The organism is Streptomyces sp. NPDC031132 (assembly GCF_055570595.1).
Genome location: NZ_JBVIGX010000016.1, coordinates 135,015 through 152,075, shown reverse-complemented (window position 1 = coordinate 152,075; position 17,061 = coordinate 135,015). Strand labels below are relative to the sequence as shown.

Genomic DNA, 17,061 nt, shown 5'->3' with positions numbered 1-17,061 from the left:
CCCCCCCCCCCCCCCCCCCCCCCCCCCCCCCCCCCCCCCCCCCCCCCCCCCCCCCCCCCCCCCCCCCCCCCCCCCCCCCCCCCCCCCCCCCCGGGCCCGGGGGACGGGGTCAGGGGCAGGCGGGGTCAGGGGCAGAGCGCGGTCGCCCTGGAGTGCTGGCTCAGACCGAACTTCTTGGGGAACCGCTTGATGACTCCGCACGACAGGAAGTCGGACATGACCAGGATGTGGTCGTGCACGGCGTCGTAGTCCGCGATGTCGGCGGCGAAGTTCCCGGCGAGGCGGTCGCTCGCCTCCTTGAGCGTCGCGTCCAGGTGCTCGCGCATCAGAGCGCGGATCTCGGCCTGGGGCCAGTACTTCGGGTTCGCCGCGCTGAGGAAGTCGGCGATCTCCTGCCCGTTCTCGTACCAGGCGGCGACGGCCGCCGCCAGCTGGTCCTGGTTGCCGGCCTTGGCCGCCTCGAGCACCGCGACCGCGCCCAGAATGTGCTCCCGCAGGAGCTCGGTCAGCTGGTTCCCGGCCGCGTCGCCGAAGTACGGCTTGAAGGCGTTGCCCAGGTCGACCTGATTGCGCAGCAGCCGCTGCTCGGTGAGCTCCAGGTCCGGCAGGTCGGCGGCGAAGCTCACGATCGTCAGCCGGGTCCACGTGATGTGGTCCTCCCAGAGCTTGCGCAGCTGGTCGTGGAAGACCACGGCCTCCCGGCTCACGCTCGCCTCGTCCTTCTCCTTGTCCCCGCCGGCTGCCGCGCTCGCGCTCATGCCGACGGTTCCGCCGACGGTCAGCGACAGCGCGAGCGCGGCCACCAATCCGCTCCTGGCGAGCGCCGCCTTCCGCGTGGTCCCCAAGACGGCCGGCGGGCCGAGCCGGACAGCTGCTCCATGCTGGTCTCCCTGTCACCTGCGACGGTTGTCGGAGCCAGCCTCACGGCCGTCCACCGGCCCCGCCCGCCGGGAAAGCCACACGGGGGACCCGCGTGCGCCGACCGGGGGCGGCCCGGACCTGTCGCCGCATCAGATGTCGCGGAAGATTTCGATCTGGGCGCCGACCGAGTTGAGGCGTTCCGCCAGTTCCTCGTAGCCGCGGTTGATGACGTAGACGTTGCGCAGGACCGAGGTGCCCTCCGCCGCCATCATGGCCAGGAGGACGACCACCGCCGGGCGCAGGGCCGGCGGGCACATCATCTCCGCCGCGCGCCAGCGGGTCGGGCCCTCGACCAGGACGCGGTGGGGGTCCAGGAGTTGGAGGCGGCCGCCGAGGCGGTTCAGGTCCGTCAGGTAGATCGCCCGGTTGTCGTACACCCAGTCGTGGATCAGGGTCTGGCCCTGGGCGGCGGCCGCGATGGCCGCGAAGAACGGGACGTTGTCGATGTTCAGCCCGGGGAACGGCATCGGGTGGATCTTGTCGATCGGGGCCTCGAGCTTCGAGGGGCGGACCGTCAGGTCGACCAGGCGGGTGCGGTTGTTGTCCGCCGTGTACTCCGCCGAGCGGTCGTGGTCGAGGCCCATCTCCTCCAGCACCGCGAGCTCGATCTCCATGAACTCGATCGGGACCCGGCGGATCGTCAGCTCCGACTCCGTGACCACCGCGGCCGCGACCAGGCTCATCGCCTCGACCGGGTCCTCGGAGGGGGAGTAGTCCACGTCCACGTCGATGTTCGGGATGCCGTGGACCGTGAGGGTGGTCGTGCCGATGCCCTCGACCTCGACGCCGAGCGCTTCCAGGAAGAAGCACAGGTCCTGGACCATGTAGTTGGAGGAGGCGTTGCGGATGACCGTGACCCCGTCGTGCCGGGCGGCGGCCAGCAGCGCGTTCTCGGTGACCGTGTCCCCGCGTTCGGTCAGCACGATCGGACGGCCCGGGGAGACCCCCGCCTCGACCTTCGCGTGGTAGATGCCCTCGGTCGCGGTGATGTCCAGGCCGAAGCGGCGCAGGGCGATCATGTGCGGCTCGATGGTGCGGGTGCCGAGGTCGCAGCCGCCGGCGTACGGCAGGCGGAACTGGTCCATCCGGTGCAGCAGCGGGCCCAGGAACATGATGATGCTCCGGGTGCGGCGGGCCGCGTCCGCGTCCATGGCGTCCATGTCGAGGCGGACCGGCGGGACGATCTCCAGGTCCACGCCCTCGTTGATCCAGCGGGTGCGGACACCGATGGAGTTCAGGACCTCGAGGAGCCGGTAGACCTCCTCGATGCGGGCGACCCGCCGCAGGACCGTACGGCCCTTGTTGAGCAGCGAGGCGCACAGCAGCGCCACGCACGCGTTCTTGCTCGTCTTGACGTCGATGGCGCCGGACAGCCGGCGGCCGCCGACGACCCGCAGATGCATCGGGCCGGCGTAGCCCAGGGAGACGATCTCGCTGTCGAGGGCTTCACCGATTCGGGCGATCATCTCAAGGCTGATGTTCTGGTTGCCGCGCTCGATCCGGTTCACGGCGCTCTGGCTGGTGCCGAGTGCGTCCGCGAGCTGACTCTGTGTCCAGCCCCGGTGCTGACGGGCGTCACGGATGAGCTTGCCGATGCGTACGAGGTAGTCGTCTGCCATGGATGCACCGTATCTCAGATATGAGATGCCTCCTGTTTCGGGTGTGGCAGACGGGTGTTACCGACCGTCAGATGCACCGAGTGTCGCTTTCACCCGCTCCCCGGTGCATCCATGACATCACTCCGATTACGGACATCCAGCTCATTATGTCGACTAGTGGCCGCACGCGTGGTGCCGGCCGCCGTGCACCGCCGCGTACGAGGCCGGGCGCGGACCGGATCCCGCCCGGGCCGCCCGGGCTGCCGCGGCGCGGCCCGCCGCCGAGTCCGCGTCGTGGACCACCCGGCCGCCGACCAGGGTCATGCGTACGCCGGTCCCGCTGATGTCGGCCACCGGACAGCGGGTCACATCCCGGTCCAGCACCACCAGGTCCGCCGCCTTGCCCTGCTCCACCGTCCCCGTCAGCCCCTCCTGCCTCAGCTGCCACGCCGTCCCCGACGTGTGCATCCGCAGCACCGAGGTCCGGCCCAGCCCCTCCAACTCCCGGTGCAGCTCGCCCGTGCCGTATGCGCCCTGCCGGTCGATCGCGGTCCGCAGCTGGTTCCACACCTGGAGCGCGTCCACCGGCCAGTCCGAGCCGCCGGTCAGCCGGGCCCCCGCCCGCTCCAGGCTGCGTGCCGGGTACATCCACCGGTGGCGCTCCGGCCCGATGTACGGAAGCAGCGCCTCCATCGTCCAGGTGTCCTCGGCGGCCCACTGGAGCTGCATGCAGGCCGCGACACCCAGCTGCGCGAAGCGCCGCAGGTCCGCCGGGTCCACGATCTGCAGATGCGCCACGGCATTGCGCGCGTCCCGCAGCCCGGTCACCCGGCGGGCGTACGCGTATCCGTCCAAAGCGGTCCGTACCGCCCGGTCTCCGAGTCCGTGGGCGTGCAGCTGCCAGCCCGCCTTGTTGAACGCCGCCGTCAGCCGGCCGTAGTCCGCCGCCGAGGTGTACAGCTCGCCCCGGTTCGCCGTCGGCTTTCCGTTCCCGTCCAGGTACGGCTCCAACAGTGCGGCCGTCTGCGCCGGGTACTCGATGACCCCGTCCAGGAACACCTTGACCATCCCGAACCGCAGGCCCCGTACCCCCTCGAACTCCTTTCGCAGCCCGTGCGCGTACGCCAGCGAGGCCGCCGGGTCCTTGGTCTGCTCGGCGTCCAGCCGGATCGCCGGGACGATCCGCTGCGGCAGCTTCCCCGCCGCCGACAGGGCCTGGTAGAGCTCCAGCTCGTGCCGCCCCACCAGGGCGTCCATCATCGTGGTGACCCCGGACGCGGCCGCCAGCTCCAGCACCTTCGCGCAAGCCGCGACCAGTTCGGCCGGCGAGGGCTCCGGGATGTGCCGCTTCACCAGGTCCTGGGCGTCGTCCTTCAGGACGCCCGTGGGCTGCCCGTCCGGGCCCTTCACGATCCGGCCGCCGACCGGGTCCGGGGTGGCCGCCGTGACCCCGGCGATCTCCAGGGCCCGCCGGTTCACCCAGAGGTTGTGCCCGTCGCCGCCGACCAGCGCGACGGGTCTGCGGGTCGCCAGCGCGTCCAGCATCGAGTGGTGCGGCACGCTCCCCGTCGGCAGCAGCCCGACCGGGTTCCAGTCCTCCACCACCAGCCAGGCGTCCGGCTCCGCGCCCGCGCCCCCGGTGTCGGCGAGGAAGGCGGCCAGCAGCTCCTTGAGCTCGGGCAGGGTGGTCTCCGCCCCCTCCAGCGACGGCCGCAAGGAGCGGTCGCCGGCGCCCAGCGGGTGCACGTGCCCGTCGTGGATGCCGCTCATCACGGTGTTCCCGCGCGCGTCGAGGACCTCGGTGTCCCGCCCGATGTGCCGGCGCACCGCCGAACCGCTCCCGGTGGCCAGGATCTTCCCGTCCCGGCCGACCGCGACGGCCTCCACCGGCGCCCCGCCGCCGGTCCCGGTGAACACCCGGGCGTTGTGGATCACCAGGGCGGCCGAACCGCGCGACCCGGAGCCGGAGCCGGAGCCGGAGGAGGCGGCCGCGGCCGCGGGCCCCGCGCCCAGCAGCCCGGCCGCGCCCGCCGCGGCGACGGCCCCGAGAAGGCCCCGCCGGGAGACGGGAGAGGACGAAGCAGAAAGAGAGGTCATGGCCGCTCCAAACGTTGGTGTGGCCAGGACACTGTTTGATTAACCCCTTAACCAGAACCCGCCGCCACCGACGAAATCCGCACCGCCGTCCGTACGATGACCCCGTGCCCGGGCCCGGACCGACCATCGCCGACATCGCGCGCGCCGCGGAGGTCTCCACCGCGACCGTCTCGCACGCGCTGGGCGGCACCGGCCGCGTCGGCGAGTCCACCCGCCGCCGCGTCCGCGAGGTGGCGGCCGCCCTCGGCTACAGCGCCGGCCGCGGCCCCCGCACCCGTACGCTCGGCCTCGCCGTCACCACGTACGCCGGCTCCGCCTGGAACTTCGTCGAGATCGCGTACTTCTCGCGCCTGCTGACCGCCGCCACCGCGGCCGCCCACGCCCGCGGCTACGCCCTCACCGTGCTGCCCGCCGACCGGGGCGCCGAGCCGCTCTGGCACACCCTCGCCGTCGACGGGATGCTCCTGCTCGACAGCCCGGCCGGCGACCCGGTGCTCCGCGCGCTGCGCGCCCGCGGCCTGCCGGTGGTCTTCGACGGCCGGCCGCCAGACCCGCGGCCCGCGGACGTGTGGGTGGACAACGACCACGAGGCCACCACCCGCGAGGTCCTCGACCACCTCGCCGCCTCCGGAGCCCGGCGGATCGCGCTGCACTCCGCGTACGGCCGGGAGTACTACACCGAGGCCGTCACCTCGGCCTACACCCGCTGGTGCGCCGAGCGCGGGGCGGACGCGCTGGTGGTCCCCTTCGACCCCGAGGACACCCCCGGGCACGCCTTCGACGCCGCGTTCGCCGCGCACGGGCGCCTGCGCCCCGACGCCGTGTACTGCGTGTACGACCCCGGCGGCCGCCAGGTGCTGGCCGCCGCGGCCCGGCACGGGCTGCGGATACCGGACGAGCTGCGTCTGGTCTGCGCGAGCGAGGATCCCTCGTACGCGGCTGGAGATCCGGCGGTGAGCACCGTGACGCTGAGGCCGGAGGTGATCGGCGAGAGCGCCGTCGCCGCGCTGGTCGCCCTGCTGGAGTCCCCGCAGGGCGCGCCGCCCGGCCAGCTGACCGTCCCGGCCGCGCTGACCGTACGTACGTCTTCCCGTACGTCTTCCCCTGCGGCTCCGGGCACGCCTCCACTGTGATCTGGCCCATGCCGTGCATGACCAGGGGGCGGCAATGCACTAGAGTTATCTCGACATCGAGATATCTGCCGAAGGCGTACCGCAGCCGCCCCTGCTGGTAAGGATTACCTAACTTAGCCTTACCTTAGCGGATTGGCCACAGGGCGTGGCGGCAGGATTGCGGTAAAACGCGCGAATTTCATGCATGAAGGAGACTGTCGTGTCGGCGAACAGCTTCGACGCCCGCAGCACGCTGCAGGTGGGCGACGAGTCGTACGAGATCTTCCGGCTGGACAAGGTTGAGGGCTCTGCCCGCCTTCCCTACAGCCTGAAGGTGCTGCTGGAGAACCTGCTCCGCACCGAGGACGGCGCGAACATCACCGCCGACCACATCCGGTCGCTCGGCAACTGGGACTCGCAGGCCCAGCCCAGCGAGGAGATCCAGTTCACGCCGGCCCGCGTGATCATGCAGGACTTCACCGGCGTCCCCTGCGTCGTCGACCTCGCCACCATGCGTGAGGCCGTGAAGGCCCTCGGCGGCGACCCGGCGAAGATCAACCCGCTCTCGCCCGCCGAGATGGTCATCGACCACTCGGTCATCGCCGACAAGTTCGGCACGAAGGACGCCTTCGCGCAGAACGTCGAGCTGGAGTACGGCCGCAACAAGGAGCGCTACCAGTTCCTGCGCTGGGGCCAGACCGCCTTCGACGACTTCAAGGTCGTCCCCCCGGGCACCGGCATCGTCCACCAGGTCAACATCGAGCACCTGGCCCGTACGGTCATGGTCCGCAACGGCCAGGCGTACCCCGACACCCTCGTCGGCACCGACTCGCACACCACCATGGTCAACGGCCTGGGCGTGCTGGGCTGGGGCGTCGGCGGCATCGAGGCCGAGGCCGCGATGCTCGGCCAGCCGGTCTCCATGCTGATCCCGCGCGTCGTGGGCTTCAAGCTGACCGGCGAGCTGCCCACCGGCACCACCGCCACCGACCTGGTGCTGACCATCACCGAGATGCTGCGCAAGCACGGTGTCGTCGGCAAGTTCGTCGAGTTCTACGGTGAGGGCGTCGCCGCCACCTCCCTCGCGAACCGCGCCACCATCGGCAACATGTCGCCGGAGTTCGGCTCCACCGCCGCGATCTTCCCGATCGACGACGAGACCCTGAAGTACCTGCGCCTGACCGGCCGCGACGCCCAGCAGGTCGCGCTCGTCGAGGCGTACGCCAAGGAGCAGGGCCTGTGGCTGGACCCGGCCGCCGAGCCGGACTTCTCCGAGAAGCTGGAGCTCGACCTCTCCACGGTCGTCCCCTCCATCGCCGGCCCGAAGCGCCCGCAGGACCGCATCGTCCTGGCCAACGCCGCCGAGCAGTTCGCGGTGGACGTACGCAACTACGTCAGCGACGACGAGGAGGCCGGCAAGGAGTCCTTCCCGGCGTCCGACGCCCCGGCCGCCGCCAACGGCGTGCCGACCCGCCCGACGCTGGTCACCCTGGCCGACGGCACCTCCTTCGAGATCGACCACGGCGCCGTCACCGTCGCCGCGATCACCTCCTGCACCAACACCTCGAACCCCTACGTCATGGTCGCCGCGGCGCTCGTGGCCAAGAAGGCGGTCGAGAAGGGCCTGGCCCGCAAGCCGTGGGTCAAGACCACCCTGGCCCCGGGCTCGAAGGTCGTCACGGACTACTTCGACAAGGCCGGCCTGACCCCGTACCTGGACAAGATGGGCTTCAACCTCGTCGGGTACGGCTGCACCACCTGCATCGGCAACTCCGGTCCGCTGGACGAGGAGATCTCGAAGGCGATCAACGAGCACGACCTCGCGGTCACCTCGGTGCTCTCCGGCAACCGCAACTTCGAGGGCCGGATCAACCCCGACGTCAAGATGAACTACCTGGCCTCCCCGCCGCTGGTCGTCGCGTACGCCATCGCGGGCTCCATGAAGGTGGACATCACCAAGGACGCCATCGGCATCGACACCGAGGGCAAGCCGGTCTTCCTGCAGGACATCTGGCCGTCCGAGGCCGAGGTCAACGACGTCGTGGCGAACGCCATCGGCGAGGACATGTTCAGCAAGTCCTACCAGGACGTCTTCGCGGGCGACGCCCAGTGGCAGGCGCTGTCGATCCCGACGGGCAACACCTTCGAGTGGGACCCGCAGTCCACCTACGTGCGCAAGCCCCCTTACTTCGAGGGCATGACGATGGAGACCACCCCGGTCTCCGACATCGCCGGCGCGCGCGTGCTGGCGAAGCTGGGCGACTCGGTCACCACCGACCACATCTCCCCGGCCGGTGCGATCAAGGCCGACACCCCGGCCGGCAAGTACCTCACCGAGCACGGCGTCGAGCGCCGCGACTTCAACTCGTACGGTTCCCGCCGAGGCAACCACGAGGTCATGATCCGCGGTACGTTCGCCAACATCCGCCTGCGCAACCAGATCGCGCCGGGCACCGAGGGCGGCTTCACCCGCGACTTCACGGTCGAGGGCGCGCCGGTCGCGTTCATCTACGACGCCTCGCAGAACTACCAGGCCGCCGGCATCCCGCTCGTCATCCTGGCGGGCAAGGAGTACGGCTCGGGCTCGTCCCGCGACTGGGCGGCCAAGGGCACCGCGCTGCTCGGCGTCAAGGCCGTCATCGCCGAGTCCTACGAGCGCATCCACCGCTCGAACCTGATCGGCATGGGCGTCCTGCCCCTGCAGTTCCCGGAGGGCGCCTCGGCGGCCGCGCTGGGCCTCACCGGCGAGGAGACCTTCTCCTTCACCGGTGTGGAGGAGCTGAACAACGGCACCACCCCGCGCACGGTCAAGGTCACCACCGACACCGGTGTGGAGTTCGACGCGGTCGTCCGCATCGACACCCCGGGTGAGGCGGACTACTACCGCAACGGCGGCATCATGCAGTACGTGCTCCGCAACCTCATCCGCGGCTGAGCACCTTAGTCGCACCAGCGGCACCAAAGGGCCGTATCCCCGTTAAGGGGGTACGGCCCTTCCGCTTTTCCCGGCCCGGGCCAGGTTTCGGGGAGGTCTCAACTCGGAAAAGCTGACGGACAACCGTGTGCATGATCTTGCTCACACGAGAGGAAGTGGACTATACCTGTGCCCGTCCGGATCACCGCGTTACGAGCGGCCCCGGACCGGGGGATGGCGGGGACCTGCGGTGATGTCCGTATGCACGGTGACCGTCGCGATTTCCGGCCTCCTTCACACTTCTGACGAAGGCGAGGACATGAGCATGGGATCCACTGGTGAGGGCATCGGCCGCCGTGACCTGATCAAGCGCTCCGTGGCGCTGGGACTGATCTCGGTGCCCACGATGAGCTTCCTGTCCGCCTGCGCCTCCGGGGGTGAGGACACGTCCACGAAGGGGCCGGACAAGGCTGCGGTGACCAAGGAGAACCCCTTCGGCGTGGCCAAGGGCGGCAAGCTGGACGTCGTCGTCTTCAAGGGCGGGTTCGGCGACGACTACGCGAAGGCCTGGGAGGCCGCCTTCGACAAGAAGTGGGGCACCACCAGCTCCCACCTGGGCACCCAGGAGATCGCCGCCAAGCTCCAGCCCCGCTTCAACGGCGGCAACCCGCCGGACGTCATCGACGACTCCGGCGCCCAGCAGATCAAGATCGACGTCCTCGCCAAGGGCGGCCAGCTCGCCGAGCTCACCCAGGTGCTCGACGCGCCCTCGCTCGACGACCCGGCCAAGAAGGTCCGGGACATGCTCATCCCCGGCACCGTCGAACAGGGCACCCAGGGCGGCAAGTTCGTCGCGCTCTACTACGTCTACACGGTGTTCGGCTTCTGGTACTCGGGCAAGCTCTTCAAGGAGAAGGGCTGGGCCGAGCCGAAGACCTGGGACGAGTTCCTCGACATCTGCACCAAGGCCAAGGCCGCCGGCATCGGCGGACTCGCCCACCAGGGCAAGTACCCGTACTACATCAACGTCGTCATCATGGACCTGATCGCCAAGAAGGGCGGTCTGGAGGCCATGAAGGCGATCGACAACCTCGAGCCGAACGCCTTCGAGGGCAACCCCGCCGCCCTCGCCGCCGTCGAGGCGGTGTACGAGGTCGTCGAGAAGGACCTGCTGATGGCCGGCACCAACGGCCTCACCCACACGGAGTCCCAGACCGCGTGGAACCAGTACAAGGCCGCCTTCATCCCCTCCGGCTCCTGGCTGGAGAACGAGCAGCTCAAGCAGACCCCGGACGACTTCGACATGAAGTTCCTCCCGGTGCCGACGCTGGCCGACAGCAAGCTGCCCTTCGAAGCCATCAGGGCCGGCGCGGGCGAGCCCTTCATCGTCCCGGAGAAGGCCGCCAACAAGCCCGGCGGCCTGGAGTTCCTCCGCTCGATGCTGTCCCGCGAGTGGTCGACCCTCTTCGCCCAGCAGGCCAACTCCCTCACCGTCGTCAAGGACGGCGTCGACCCGAACGTCAAGCTGCGCCCCGGCACGGCCTCGGCGGTCGCCGCCGTCAAGACGGCCGGCTCGAACACCTTCAACTACCTGTACCCCGACTGGTACAGCGAGATGGACACCGAGATCCAGAACGCGTCCAATGAGCTGATGGCCAAGCGGATCCAGCCAAAGGAATGGATCAAGCGGGCCCAGGCTGCGGTAGACAAGGCTGCCAAGGACCCGAACGCCAAGAACAACCGCCGCAGCTGACATCGTCCAAGGGACGGACACCATGAGCCAAGTAGCCCAGGGCAAGGGAAGGGTCGGCTTCATCGCCGGCTTCCTCTTCCTGCCGCTCGCGCTGTACCTGACTTTCGTCATCTGGCCGTACGTTCAGACGTTCGGCTACTCCTTCACCAACTGGTCCGGACAGTCGCCCACGTTCGACTTCGTCGGCCTGGACAACTACGCCGCGCTGATGAAGGACGAGGTCTTCCGCGGCGCCCTGTGGCACAACCTGCTGCTCCTGGTGTTCGTCCCGACCATCACCATCCTGCTGGCCCTCTTCTTCGCCTTCATGGTGAACGCGGGAGGGCGCAGCGGTGCGGGCGGGGTGCGGGGCGTCCGCGGCTCCTCCGTCTACAAGATCGTCTACTTCTTCCCGCAGGTCCTGTCGCTGGCCATCCTCGCCGTGCTCTTCGGCGCCGTGTACCGCAGCGACGAGGGCGGCCTGCTCAACGGATTCCTCACCAAGCTGGGCCTGGTCGACCCGGCCCACCCCGTCGAATGGCTCAACCAGCCGAACCTCGTCCTGTGGTGCCTGCTCCTGGTGGTGGTCTGGCACGGAGTCGGCTTCTACCTGGTCCTCTTCTCGGCCGCCATGCAGTCCGTACCCAAGGACATCTACGAGGCCGCCCTGCTCGACGGCGCCGGGCGCGCCCAGACCTTCCTCAAGGTCACGCTGCCCCTGCTCTGGGACTCCGTGCAGACCTCGGCGGTCTACCTGGGCATCGCCGCGATGGACATGTTCGTCCTGGTGTCGACCATGACGTCCGGCCAGTTCGGCGGCGGACCCGACCACCACAGCGAGGTCATGGCCACGGTGCTGATGCGCAACTTCCTGTACTTCGGCAAGAGCGGCTACGCCTGCGCCATGGGCGTGGTCATGCTCGTCCTGACCATGATCCTCTCCGTCGTCACGCTGCGCGCCACCCGCCGCGAACGCATCGAGTTCTGAGAGGAGTTCCCCGATGACTGCAGAATCCACAGTGATCAAGGCGCCGGGCGAGGCCTCGGCCGAGCGGTCCGGCGGCAGCGGCCGCCGATCCAAGGAGGGCGGGAACACCGGCTCCGACGGCATGGTGCTGAACGTCTTCTCGCACGGGTTCCTCGCCGTCTGGGCGATACTGATCGTCCTGCCCCTGATCTGGCTGGCGCTCGGATCGTTCAAGACCGACGCCCAGATCGGCGGATCGGCCCTCAGCTGGCCCTCCAACTGGCACTTCGACGCCTTCTCCCGGGCCTGGGACAAGGGCATCGGCGACTACTTCGCCCACACGCTGATCGTGATGGCGTTCTCGGTGCCGCTGACCATGCTGCTCGGCTCGATGGCCGCGTACGTGCTGGCCCGCTACCCCTTCCCGGGGAACCGGCTCTTCTACTACTTCTTCGTCAGCGGGGCGATGTTCCCCGTCTTCCTGGCTCTCGTCCCGCTGTTCTTCATGGTCAAGCGCCTGGACATGCTCAACACGTACCAGGGTCTGATCCTGGTGTACGTGGCGTACTCGATGCCGTTCACCGTCTTCTTCATGCACTCGTTCTTCCGCACGCTGCCGACGGCCGTGCACGAGGCGGCGGTGATCGACGGGGCCTCCGACACCCGGATCTTCTTCCAGGTGATGCTGCCGATGGCCAAGCCGGGCCTGATCAGCGTCGGGATATTCAATGTCCTGGGCCAGTGGAACCAGTACATCCTGCCCTCCGTGCTGATGCAGCCGCAGACCGGATCGGACCCCGAGCGCTACATGCTCACGCAGGGCCTGATCCAGCTGCAGTACCAGATGGGGTACGAGACGGACCTGCCGGTGCTGTTCGCCGGCGTGACCATCGCGATGATCCCGATGCTGGTGGTCTACCTGTCCTTCCAGCGCCAGATCCAGGCCGGCCTGACCTCCGCCACCCTCAAGTAGCGGGGCGGCGGCGGCCGGGGGCGACGCCGATCGCCCCCGGCCGCCGGACACCACAGGGCGGCGGCCGGGTGCCCGGCCTTACAGCCAGGTGCCGAACCTGCGGATGTACAGGGTCTTCAGCAGCTGCGTGAGCGTGCAGTACGCCAGCAGTACGCCGACCAGCCACGGGAAGTAGCCCGCCGGCAGGGGCACGAAGCCCAGCGACCCGGCCAGCGGCGAGAAGGGCAGGTACAGCCCGGTCAGCACCGCGAGGACGGTCATCACCATCACCGGCCAGGACGCCCGGGACTGGATGAAGGGGATCTTCCGCGTACGGATCATGTGCACGATCAGGGTCTGCGAGAGGAGGCCCTCGATGAACCAGCCGGACTGGAAGAGCGCCTGGTGCGCCTCGCTGTCGGCCCCGAACACGTTCCACATGATCACGAACATCGCGATGTCGAAGATCGAGCTGATCGGGCCGATGCAGACCATGAACCGGCCGATGCCCTTGGCGTCCCAGTTGCGGGGCTTGCGCAGGTACTCCTCGTCCATCCGGTCCCACGGCGTCGCCAGCTGCGCGATGTCGTAGACCAGGTTCTGCACCAGCAGCATGATCGCGAGCATCGGCTGGAACGGGATGAACGCGCTCGCCACCAGGACCGAGAAGACGTTGCCGAAGTTCGACGACGCCGTCATCTTGACGTACTTGATCGTGTTGCCGAAGGTGGTCCGGCCCTGGATCACGCCCTGCTCCAGGACGGTCAGGTCCTTCTCCAGCAGGATGATGTCGGCCGACTCCTTCGCGATGTCGACCGCGGTGTCGACGGAGATGCCGACATCGGCGTCGCGCAGCGCGGCGGCGTCGTTGATGCCGTCCCCGAGGAAGCCGACGGTGTGGCCGTCGGCCTGCAGGGCCCGCACGATCCGGGCCTTCTGAACCGGGTTGACCTTGGCGAAGACCGTCGTACGGGCGGCCAGCGCGCGCAGTGCCGCGTCGTCGAGCGCGTCGATCTCGGTGCCGAGCACCACGTGCCCGACGTCGATGCCGACGTCGGTGCAGACCCGGGCGGCGACGAGGTCGTTGTCGCCGGTGACGACCTTGACCGCGATGCCCTTGTCGGCCAGGCCCTGCAGGGCCCGGGCGGCGTCGGCCTTCGGCGGGTCGAGGAAGGCGAGGAAGCCGACCAGGGTCAGCTGCTCCTCGTCAGCGACGCCGTACGTGTCGCGCGGGCTGCTCATCGTGCGGGTGGCGACGGCGAGGACGCGCAGGCCCTGGCGGTTGTTGTGCTCGGCGATGCGGGTGACGTGCCGGCGCAGCTGTTCGGTGAGTTCGACCTTCCGGCCGCGGTCCGTCATGTGGGTGCAGAGGTCCAGGACCTCCTCCACCGCACCCTTAGTGATCATCACGTGCTCGGGGCGGCCGAGGTCGCCGAGGACGCTGTTGCGGCCCAGCACCACGGACATCCGCCGGCGGGCGAAGTCGAAGGGGATCTCGTCGACCATCGAGAACCGTGCGTCGACGACAACCTCCTCGGCCTCGTCGACCCGGCTGATGACCGCCTGGTCCATCAGGTTCTTCAGTCCGGTCTGGAAGTGGGAGTTGAGGTAGCCGTACTCCAGGACCTCGTTGTCCTCGTTGCCGTGCACGTCCAGGTAGCGGTCCAGGACGATGCGGTCCTCGGTGAGGGTGCCGGTCTTGTCCGTGCAGAGCACGTCCATCGCGCCGAGGTTCTGGATCGCGTTGAGGCGCTTGACGACGACCTTGCGCTTGGACATGGCGACCGCGCCGCGCGCCAGGTTGGCGGAGACGACCATGGGCAGCATCTCGGGGGTCAGGCCGACCGCGACGGCGATGCCGAAGAGGAAGGCCTCGTCCCAGTCGCCCTTGGTGAGGCCGTTGATCGCGAACACGACCGGGACCATGACCAGCATGAAGCGGATCAGCAGGAAGCTGACCTTGCGCACGCCGTTGTCGAAGTTGGTCTGCGGGCGCTCGCCGACCAGCGAGCCGGCCATCGAGCCGAAGTAGGTGTCGGCGCCGGTGGCGACGACCACGCCGGTGGCGGTGCCGGAGGTGACCGACGTCCCCATGAGGACCAGGTTGTCCGCCTCGACGGGGTCGGTGGTCTCGAACTGCCCGAGGTCCTCGAGGCCGGGGGTCCCCCCGACGGAGCGAGGGGGAGCGTCGGCCTTGGCCACCGGCAGGGACTCGCCGGACAGCGCGGCCTGGCCGACCATCAGGTCCTTGGAGGTGATCAGCCGCAGGTCGGCCGGGATCAGGTCACCGGCGGCCAGCTTCACCACGTCGCCCGGGACCACCTGGTCCATGGGCAGCTCGAGGGTGGTGGGCCCCGCGCCGCTGCCGGCCCGGCGCTGTACCGCGCAGGTGGTGGTGACGAGCTTCTTCAGTGCGTCCGCGGCGCGGCCGGAGCGGAACTCCTGCCAGAAGCGCAGCAGCCCGCTGATCCCCACCATCACGGAGAGGATGACGACGCCCGGATCGGCCGGGTCCTGCCACCACATGACGGCGGCCAGGAAGACCAGGACGGCGATGAAGGGGTTCCAGAACGCCTTCGCGAGCTGGACCCACCAGCGCGGGGCGCGCTCGTGGGCGACGACGTTGGCGCCGTGCCGTTCCAGGCGCAGCGCCGCCTCGGCGTGCGTGAGGCCGTTGCGGGTGGCGGAGAGGTCCTGCAGGACCTGGGCGCCGGGGCGGGCGCTGAATGCGGCGAGCCGCTCGCCGGCGAGCCGGGTACGGGACTCCAGCTCGGCGGCCTTGCGCTCGCGACGGCCCTTGCCCGGCGGTGCGAGCTTGGTCGGGGTACGGGGGGTGAGCATGGTCATGACGAATACCTCCCTCCACTGCGTCCGGGCAGCGCGAAGCCGCGCGGTCACGTGGAGTGATCACGGGTCGGCGCAGGGCGGCGCGAAGCGCCGACGGGCACGCCGATGGGCATGGATGACGCACGTCCGGCGCAAGGGCCGGTACATGCGGAAGGAAAGGGAGGGGAGAAGAAGGAAGGGAATGCAGAACCGCACGGAGGCAGCGGTGCGTGCCGCAGCCGCGCCGCGGTGTACCGCGGCCGTGCGCACTCAGGGAAGGATCAGCTGATCAAGGTCAGCCGACGAGAGCGCTGCAAAGACTTCGATCGGGACTCATCCCGAACACCTCCTTGCGTAGCGCCGTCAGTACAGGGCGCCCGATCCGGCCGGAATGGCCGCAGAGGACCGGCGCCTCAGCGACCGTAGCACGATCTAGAGGGATGTCTTTCATACTTATGACCGGTAGTGGCCGATTCGTTCTGTGTCGGCCTCTTGACGTCTGGAGGGCCAAAGGCTCGACTTAAGGTTCACAAGTTGGAGAGACGCCGGGGTCTCGGAGCACCAAGCCGCGATGCCGGCTCGGGGGGCGACGGTCGGCCGTCGCTTATGGGCAGGAGTGGATGAGTCGTGCAGACTCCCGGATCGCAGTCTTCACTGCACCGCGCGAATCTCGAACGGGTCGTGCGGGCGGTGCGGCTCGCGGGTTCGCTGACCCAGGCGGAGATCGCCCGGTCCACCGGACTGTCGGCGGCCACGGTCTCCAACATCGTCCGCGAGCTGAAGGACGGTGGGACCGTCGAGGTCACGGACACCTCGGCCGGCGGCCGGCGGGCGCGCAGCGTCTCGCTCAGCGGTGACGCGGGCATCGTGATCGGCGTGGACTTCGGCCACACCCACCTGCGGGTGGCGGTCGGCAACCTCGCCCACCAGGTCCTGGCCGAGGAGTCCGCCCCACTGGACGTGGACGCCTCCTGGGCGGACGGCTTCGACCGGGCGGAAGCCCTGGTCGGAGAGTTGATCGCGGGCATCGGGGTGGGCCTGGACAAGGTCATCGGAGTGGGGCTCGGCGTCCCCGGCCCCATCGACGTGGAGTCCGGGACCCTCGGCTCCACCGCGATCCTGCCGGGCTGGGCCGGGATCAACCCGCGCCAGGAGCTCTCGCAGCGCCTCGGCGTGCCCGTGTACGTGGACAACGACGCCAACCTCGGAGCGCTCGGGGAGCTGGTGTGGGGGAGCGGCCGCGGGGTCAAGGACCTCGCGTACATCAAGGTCGCCAGCGGTGTCGGCGCCGGCCTGGTGATCAACGGGCAGATCTACCGGGGGCCCGGCGGCACCGCCGGCGAGATCGGGCACATCACCCTCGACGAGTCCGGCCCGGTCTGCCGCTGCGGCAACCGCGGCTGCCTGGAGACCTTCGCCGCGGCCCGGTACGTCCTGCCGCTGCTGCAGAGCACGCACGGGCCCGAGCTCACGATGGAGCGGGTGGTCGAACTGGCCCGGGAGGGTGACCCGGGCTGCCGCCGGGTCATCGCCGACGTGGGCCGCCATGTGGGTAGTGGTGTCGCGAACCTGTGCAACGTTCTGAATCCGAGCCGCGTGGTGCTCGGCGGTTCGCTGGCGGAGGCCGGTGAACTGATCCTGGCCCCCATACGCGAGTCGGTGGGGCGGTACGCGATCCCCAGCGCGGCACGTCAACTGTCCGTGCTCACCGGGTCGTTGGGCAGTCGCGCGGAGGTGCTGGGCGCACTGGCCCTGGTGCTGAGCGAGATGGGCGATTCGACTCTTCTGGCCGGTTCGCCGACCCTCAAGCTCTTGCCTTCAGTTAGATAACGGATGGCACCGTTGTCATCTCGTTAAGGATTCACTCCTTGACGACAAACTGCGGCCGAGGTTGACTCACGTCCACCTCGGCCGCAATGTTGCGGCCTCGTCAGGGAGGTTC

The 17,061-nt window shown here is 69.5% G+C and carries 10 protein-coding genes; 6 read left to right on the top strand and 4 right to left on the bottom strand.

All coding sequences use genetic code 11. The features are described 5' to 3' along the window. Positions 1 to 125: 125 nt before the first annotated feature. The 3 genes from ACZ49B_RS23945 to ACZ49B_RS23935 form a co-directional block, all read right to left on the bottom strand. Positions 126 to 803 (bottom strand): hypothetical protein, encoded by a 678-nt coding sequence (locus tag ACZ49B_RS23945; RefSeq protein WP_468309258.1) that lies wholly within the window; start codon positions 801 to 803, stop codon positions 126 to 128. A gap of 207 nt (positions 804 to 1,010) precedes the next feature. Next, entirely contained in the window at positions 1,011 to 2,540 is a 1,530-nt protein-coding gene (locus ACZ49B_RS23940) for a helix-turn-helix domain-containing protein (RefSeq protein ID WP_468309255.1), read from the bottom strand. Positions 2,541 to 2,693: 153 nt separating this feature from the next. Further along, the gene (locus ACZ49B_RS23935; RefSeq protein ID WP_468309253.1) at positions 2,694 to 4,616 is read right to left on the bottom strand and encodes an amidohydrolase; all 1,923 of its coding nucleotides are present in this window, start codon (positions 4,614 to 4,616) and stop codon (positions 2,694 to 2,696) included. Between the two features lie 104 nt (positions 4,617 to 4,720). Here ACZ49B_RS23935 and ACZ49B_RS23930 point away from each other — a divergent pair, with 104 nt between their 5' ends. The 5 genes from ACZ49B_RS23930 to ACZ49B_RS23910 all read left to right on the top strand — a co-directional run bounded on the left by ACZ49B_RS23930 (position 4,721) and on the right by ACZ49B_RS23910 (position 12,314). Next, complete coding sequence (locus ACZ49B_RS23930; protein WP_468309251.1) at positions 4,721 to 5,749, top strand: LacI family DNA-binding transcriptional regulator; 1,029 nt, start codon at positions 4,721 to 4,723, stop codon at positions 5,747 to 5,749. Positions 5,750 to 5,948: 199 nt separating this feature from the next. After that, positions 5,949 to 8,663, top strand: a complete 2,715-nt coding sequence (gene acnA, locus ACZ49B_RS23925) for an aconitate hydratase AcnA (protein WP_468309249.1) — start codon at positions 5,949 to 5,951, stop codon at positions 8,661 to 8,663. A 304-nt stretch (positions 8,664 to 8,967) separates the two neighbouring features. Then, entirely contained in the window at positions 8,968 to 10,395 is a 1,428-nt protein-coding gene (gene ngcE, locus ACZ49B_RS23920; protein WP_468309246.1) for an N-acetylglucosamine/diacetylchitobiose ABC transporter substrate-binding protein, read from the top strand. Positions 10,396 to 10,417: 22 nt separating this feature from the next. Then, positions 10,418 to 11,362 carry a carbohydrate ABC transporter permease gene (locus ACZ49B_RS23915; RefSeq protein ID WP_468309243.1) on the top strand — a complete coding sequence of 315 codons (945 nt, stop codon included), beginning with the start codon at positions 10,418 to 10,420 and terminating at the stop codon, positions 11,360 to 11,362. Positions 11,363 to 11,375: 13 nt separating this feature from the next. Then, on the top strand, positions 11,376 to 12,314 hold the full coding sequence (locus ACZ49B_RS23910; RefSeq protein WP_468309240.1) for a carbohydrate ABC transporter permease: 939 nt from the start codon (positions 11,376 to 11,378) through the stop codon (positions 12,312 to 12,314). Positions 12,315 to 12,392: 78 nt separating this feature from the next. Here ACZ49B_RS23910 and mgtA read toward each other — a convergent pair whose 3' ends face one another. Next, complete coding sequence (gene mgtA, locus ACZ49B_RS23905) at positions 12,393 to 15,140, bottom strand: magnesium-translocating P-type ATPase (RefSeq protein ID WP_468309237.1); 2,748 nt, start codon at positions 15,138 to 15,140, stop codon at positions 12,393 to 12,395. A gap of 606 nt (positions 15,141 to 15,746) precedes the next feature. Between mgtA and ACZ49B_RS23900 the strand changes: the two genes are divergently transcribed. Next, the gene (locus ACZ49B_RS23900; RefSeq protein ID WP_365954130.1) at positions 15,747 to 16,949 is read left to right on the top strand and encodes an ROK family transcriptional regulator; all 1,203 of its coding nucleotides are present in this window, start codon (positions 15,747 to 15,749) and stop codon (positions 16,947 to 16,949) included. Positions 16,950 to 17,061 lie beyond the last annotated feature (112 nt).

Bases quoted from the DNA above. Each gene is read 5' to 3' on its own strand.
- ACZ49B_RS23940 (WP_468309255.1), bottom strand. From the start codon at position 2,540: ATGGCAGACGACTACCTCGTACGCATCGGCAAGCTCATCCGTGACGCC.
- ACZ49B_RS23935 (WP_468309253.1), bottom strand. From the start codon at position 4,616: ATGACCTCTCTTTCTGCTTCGTCCTCTCCCGTCTCCCGGCGGGGCCTT.
- ngcE (WP_468309246.1), top strand. From the start codon at position 8,968: ATGGGATCCACTGGTGAGGGCATCGGCCGCCGTGACCTGATCAAGCGC.
- ACZ49B_RS23915 (WP_468309243.1), top strand. From the start codon at position 10,418: ATGAGCCAAGTAGCCCAGGGCAAGGGAAGGGTCGGCTTCATCGCCGGC.
- ACZ49B_RS23910 (WP_468309240.1), top strand. From the start codon at position 11,376: ATGACTGCAGAATCCACAGTGATCAAGGCGCCGGGCGAGGCCTCGGCC.
- mgtA (WP_468309237.1), bottom strand. From the start codon at position 15,140: ATGACCATGCTCACCCCCCGTACCCCGACCAAGCTCGCACCGCCGGGC.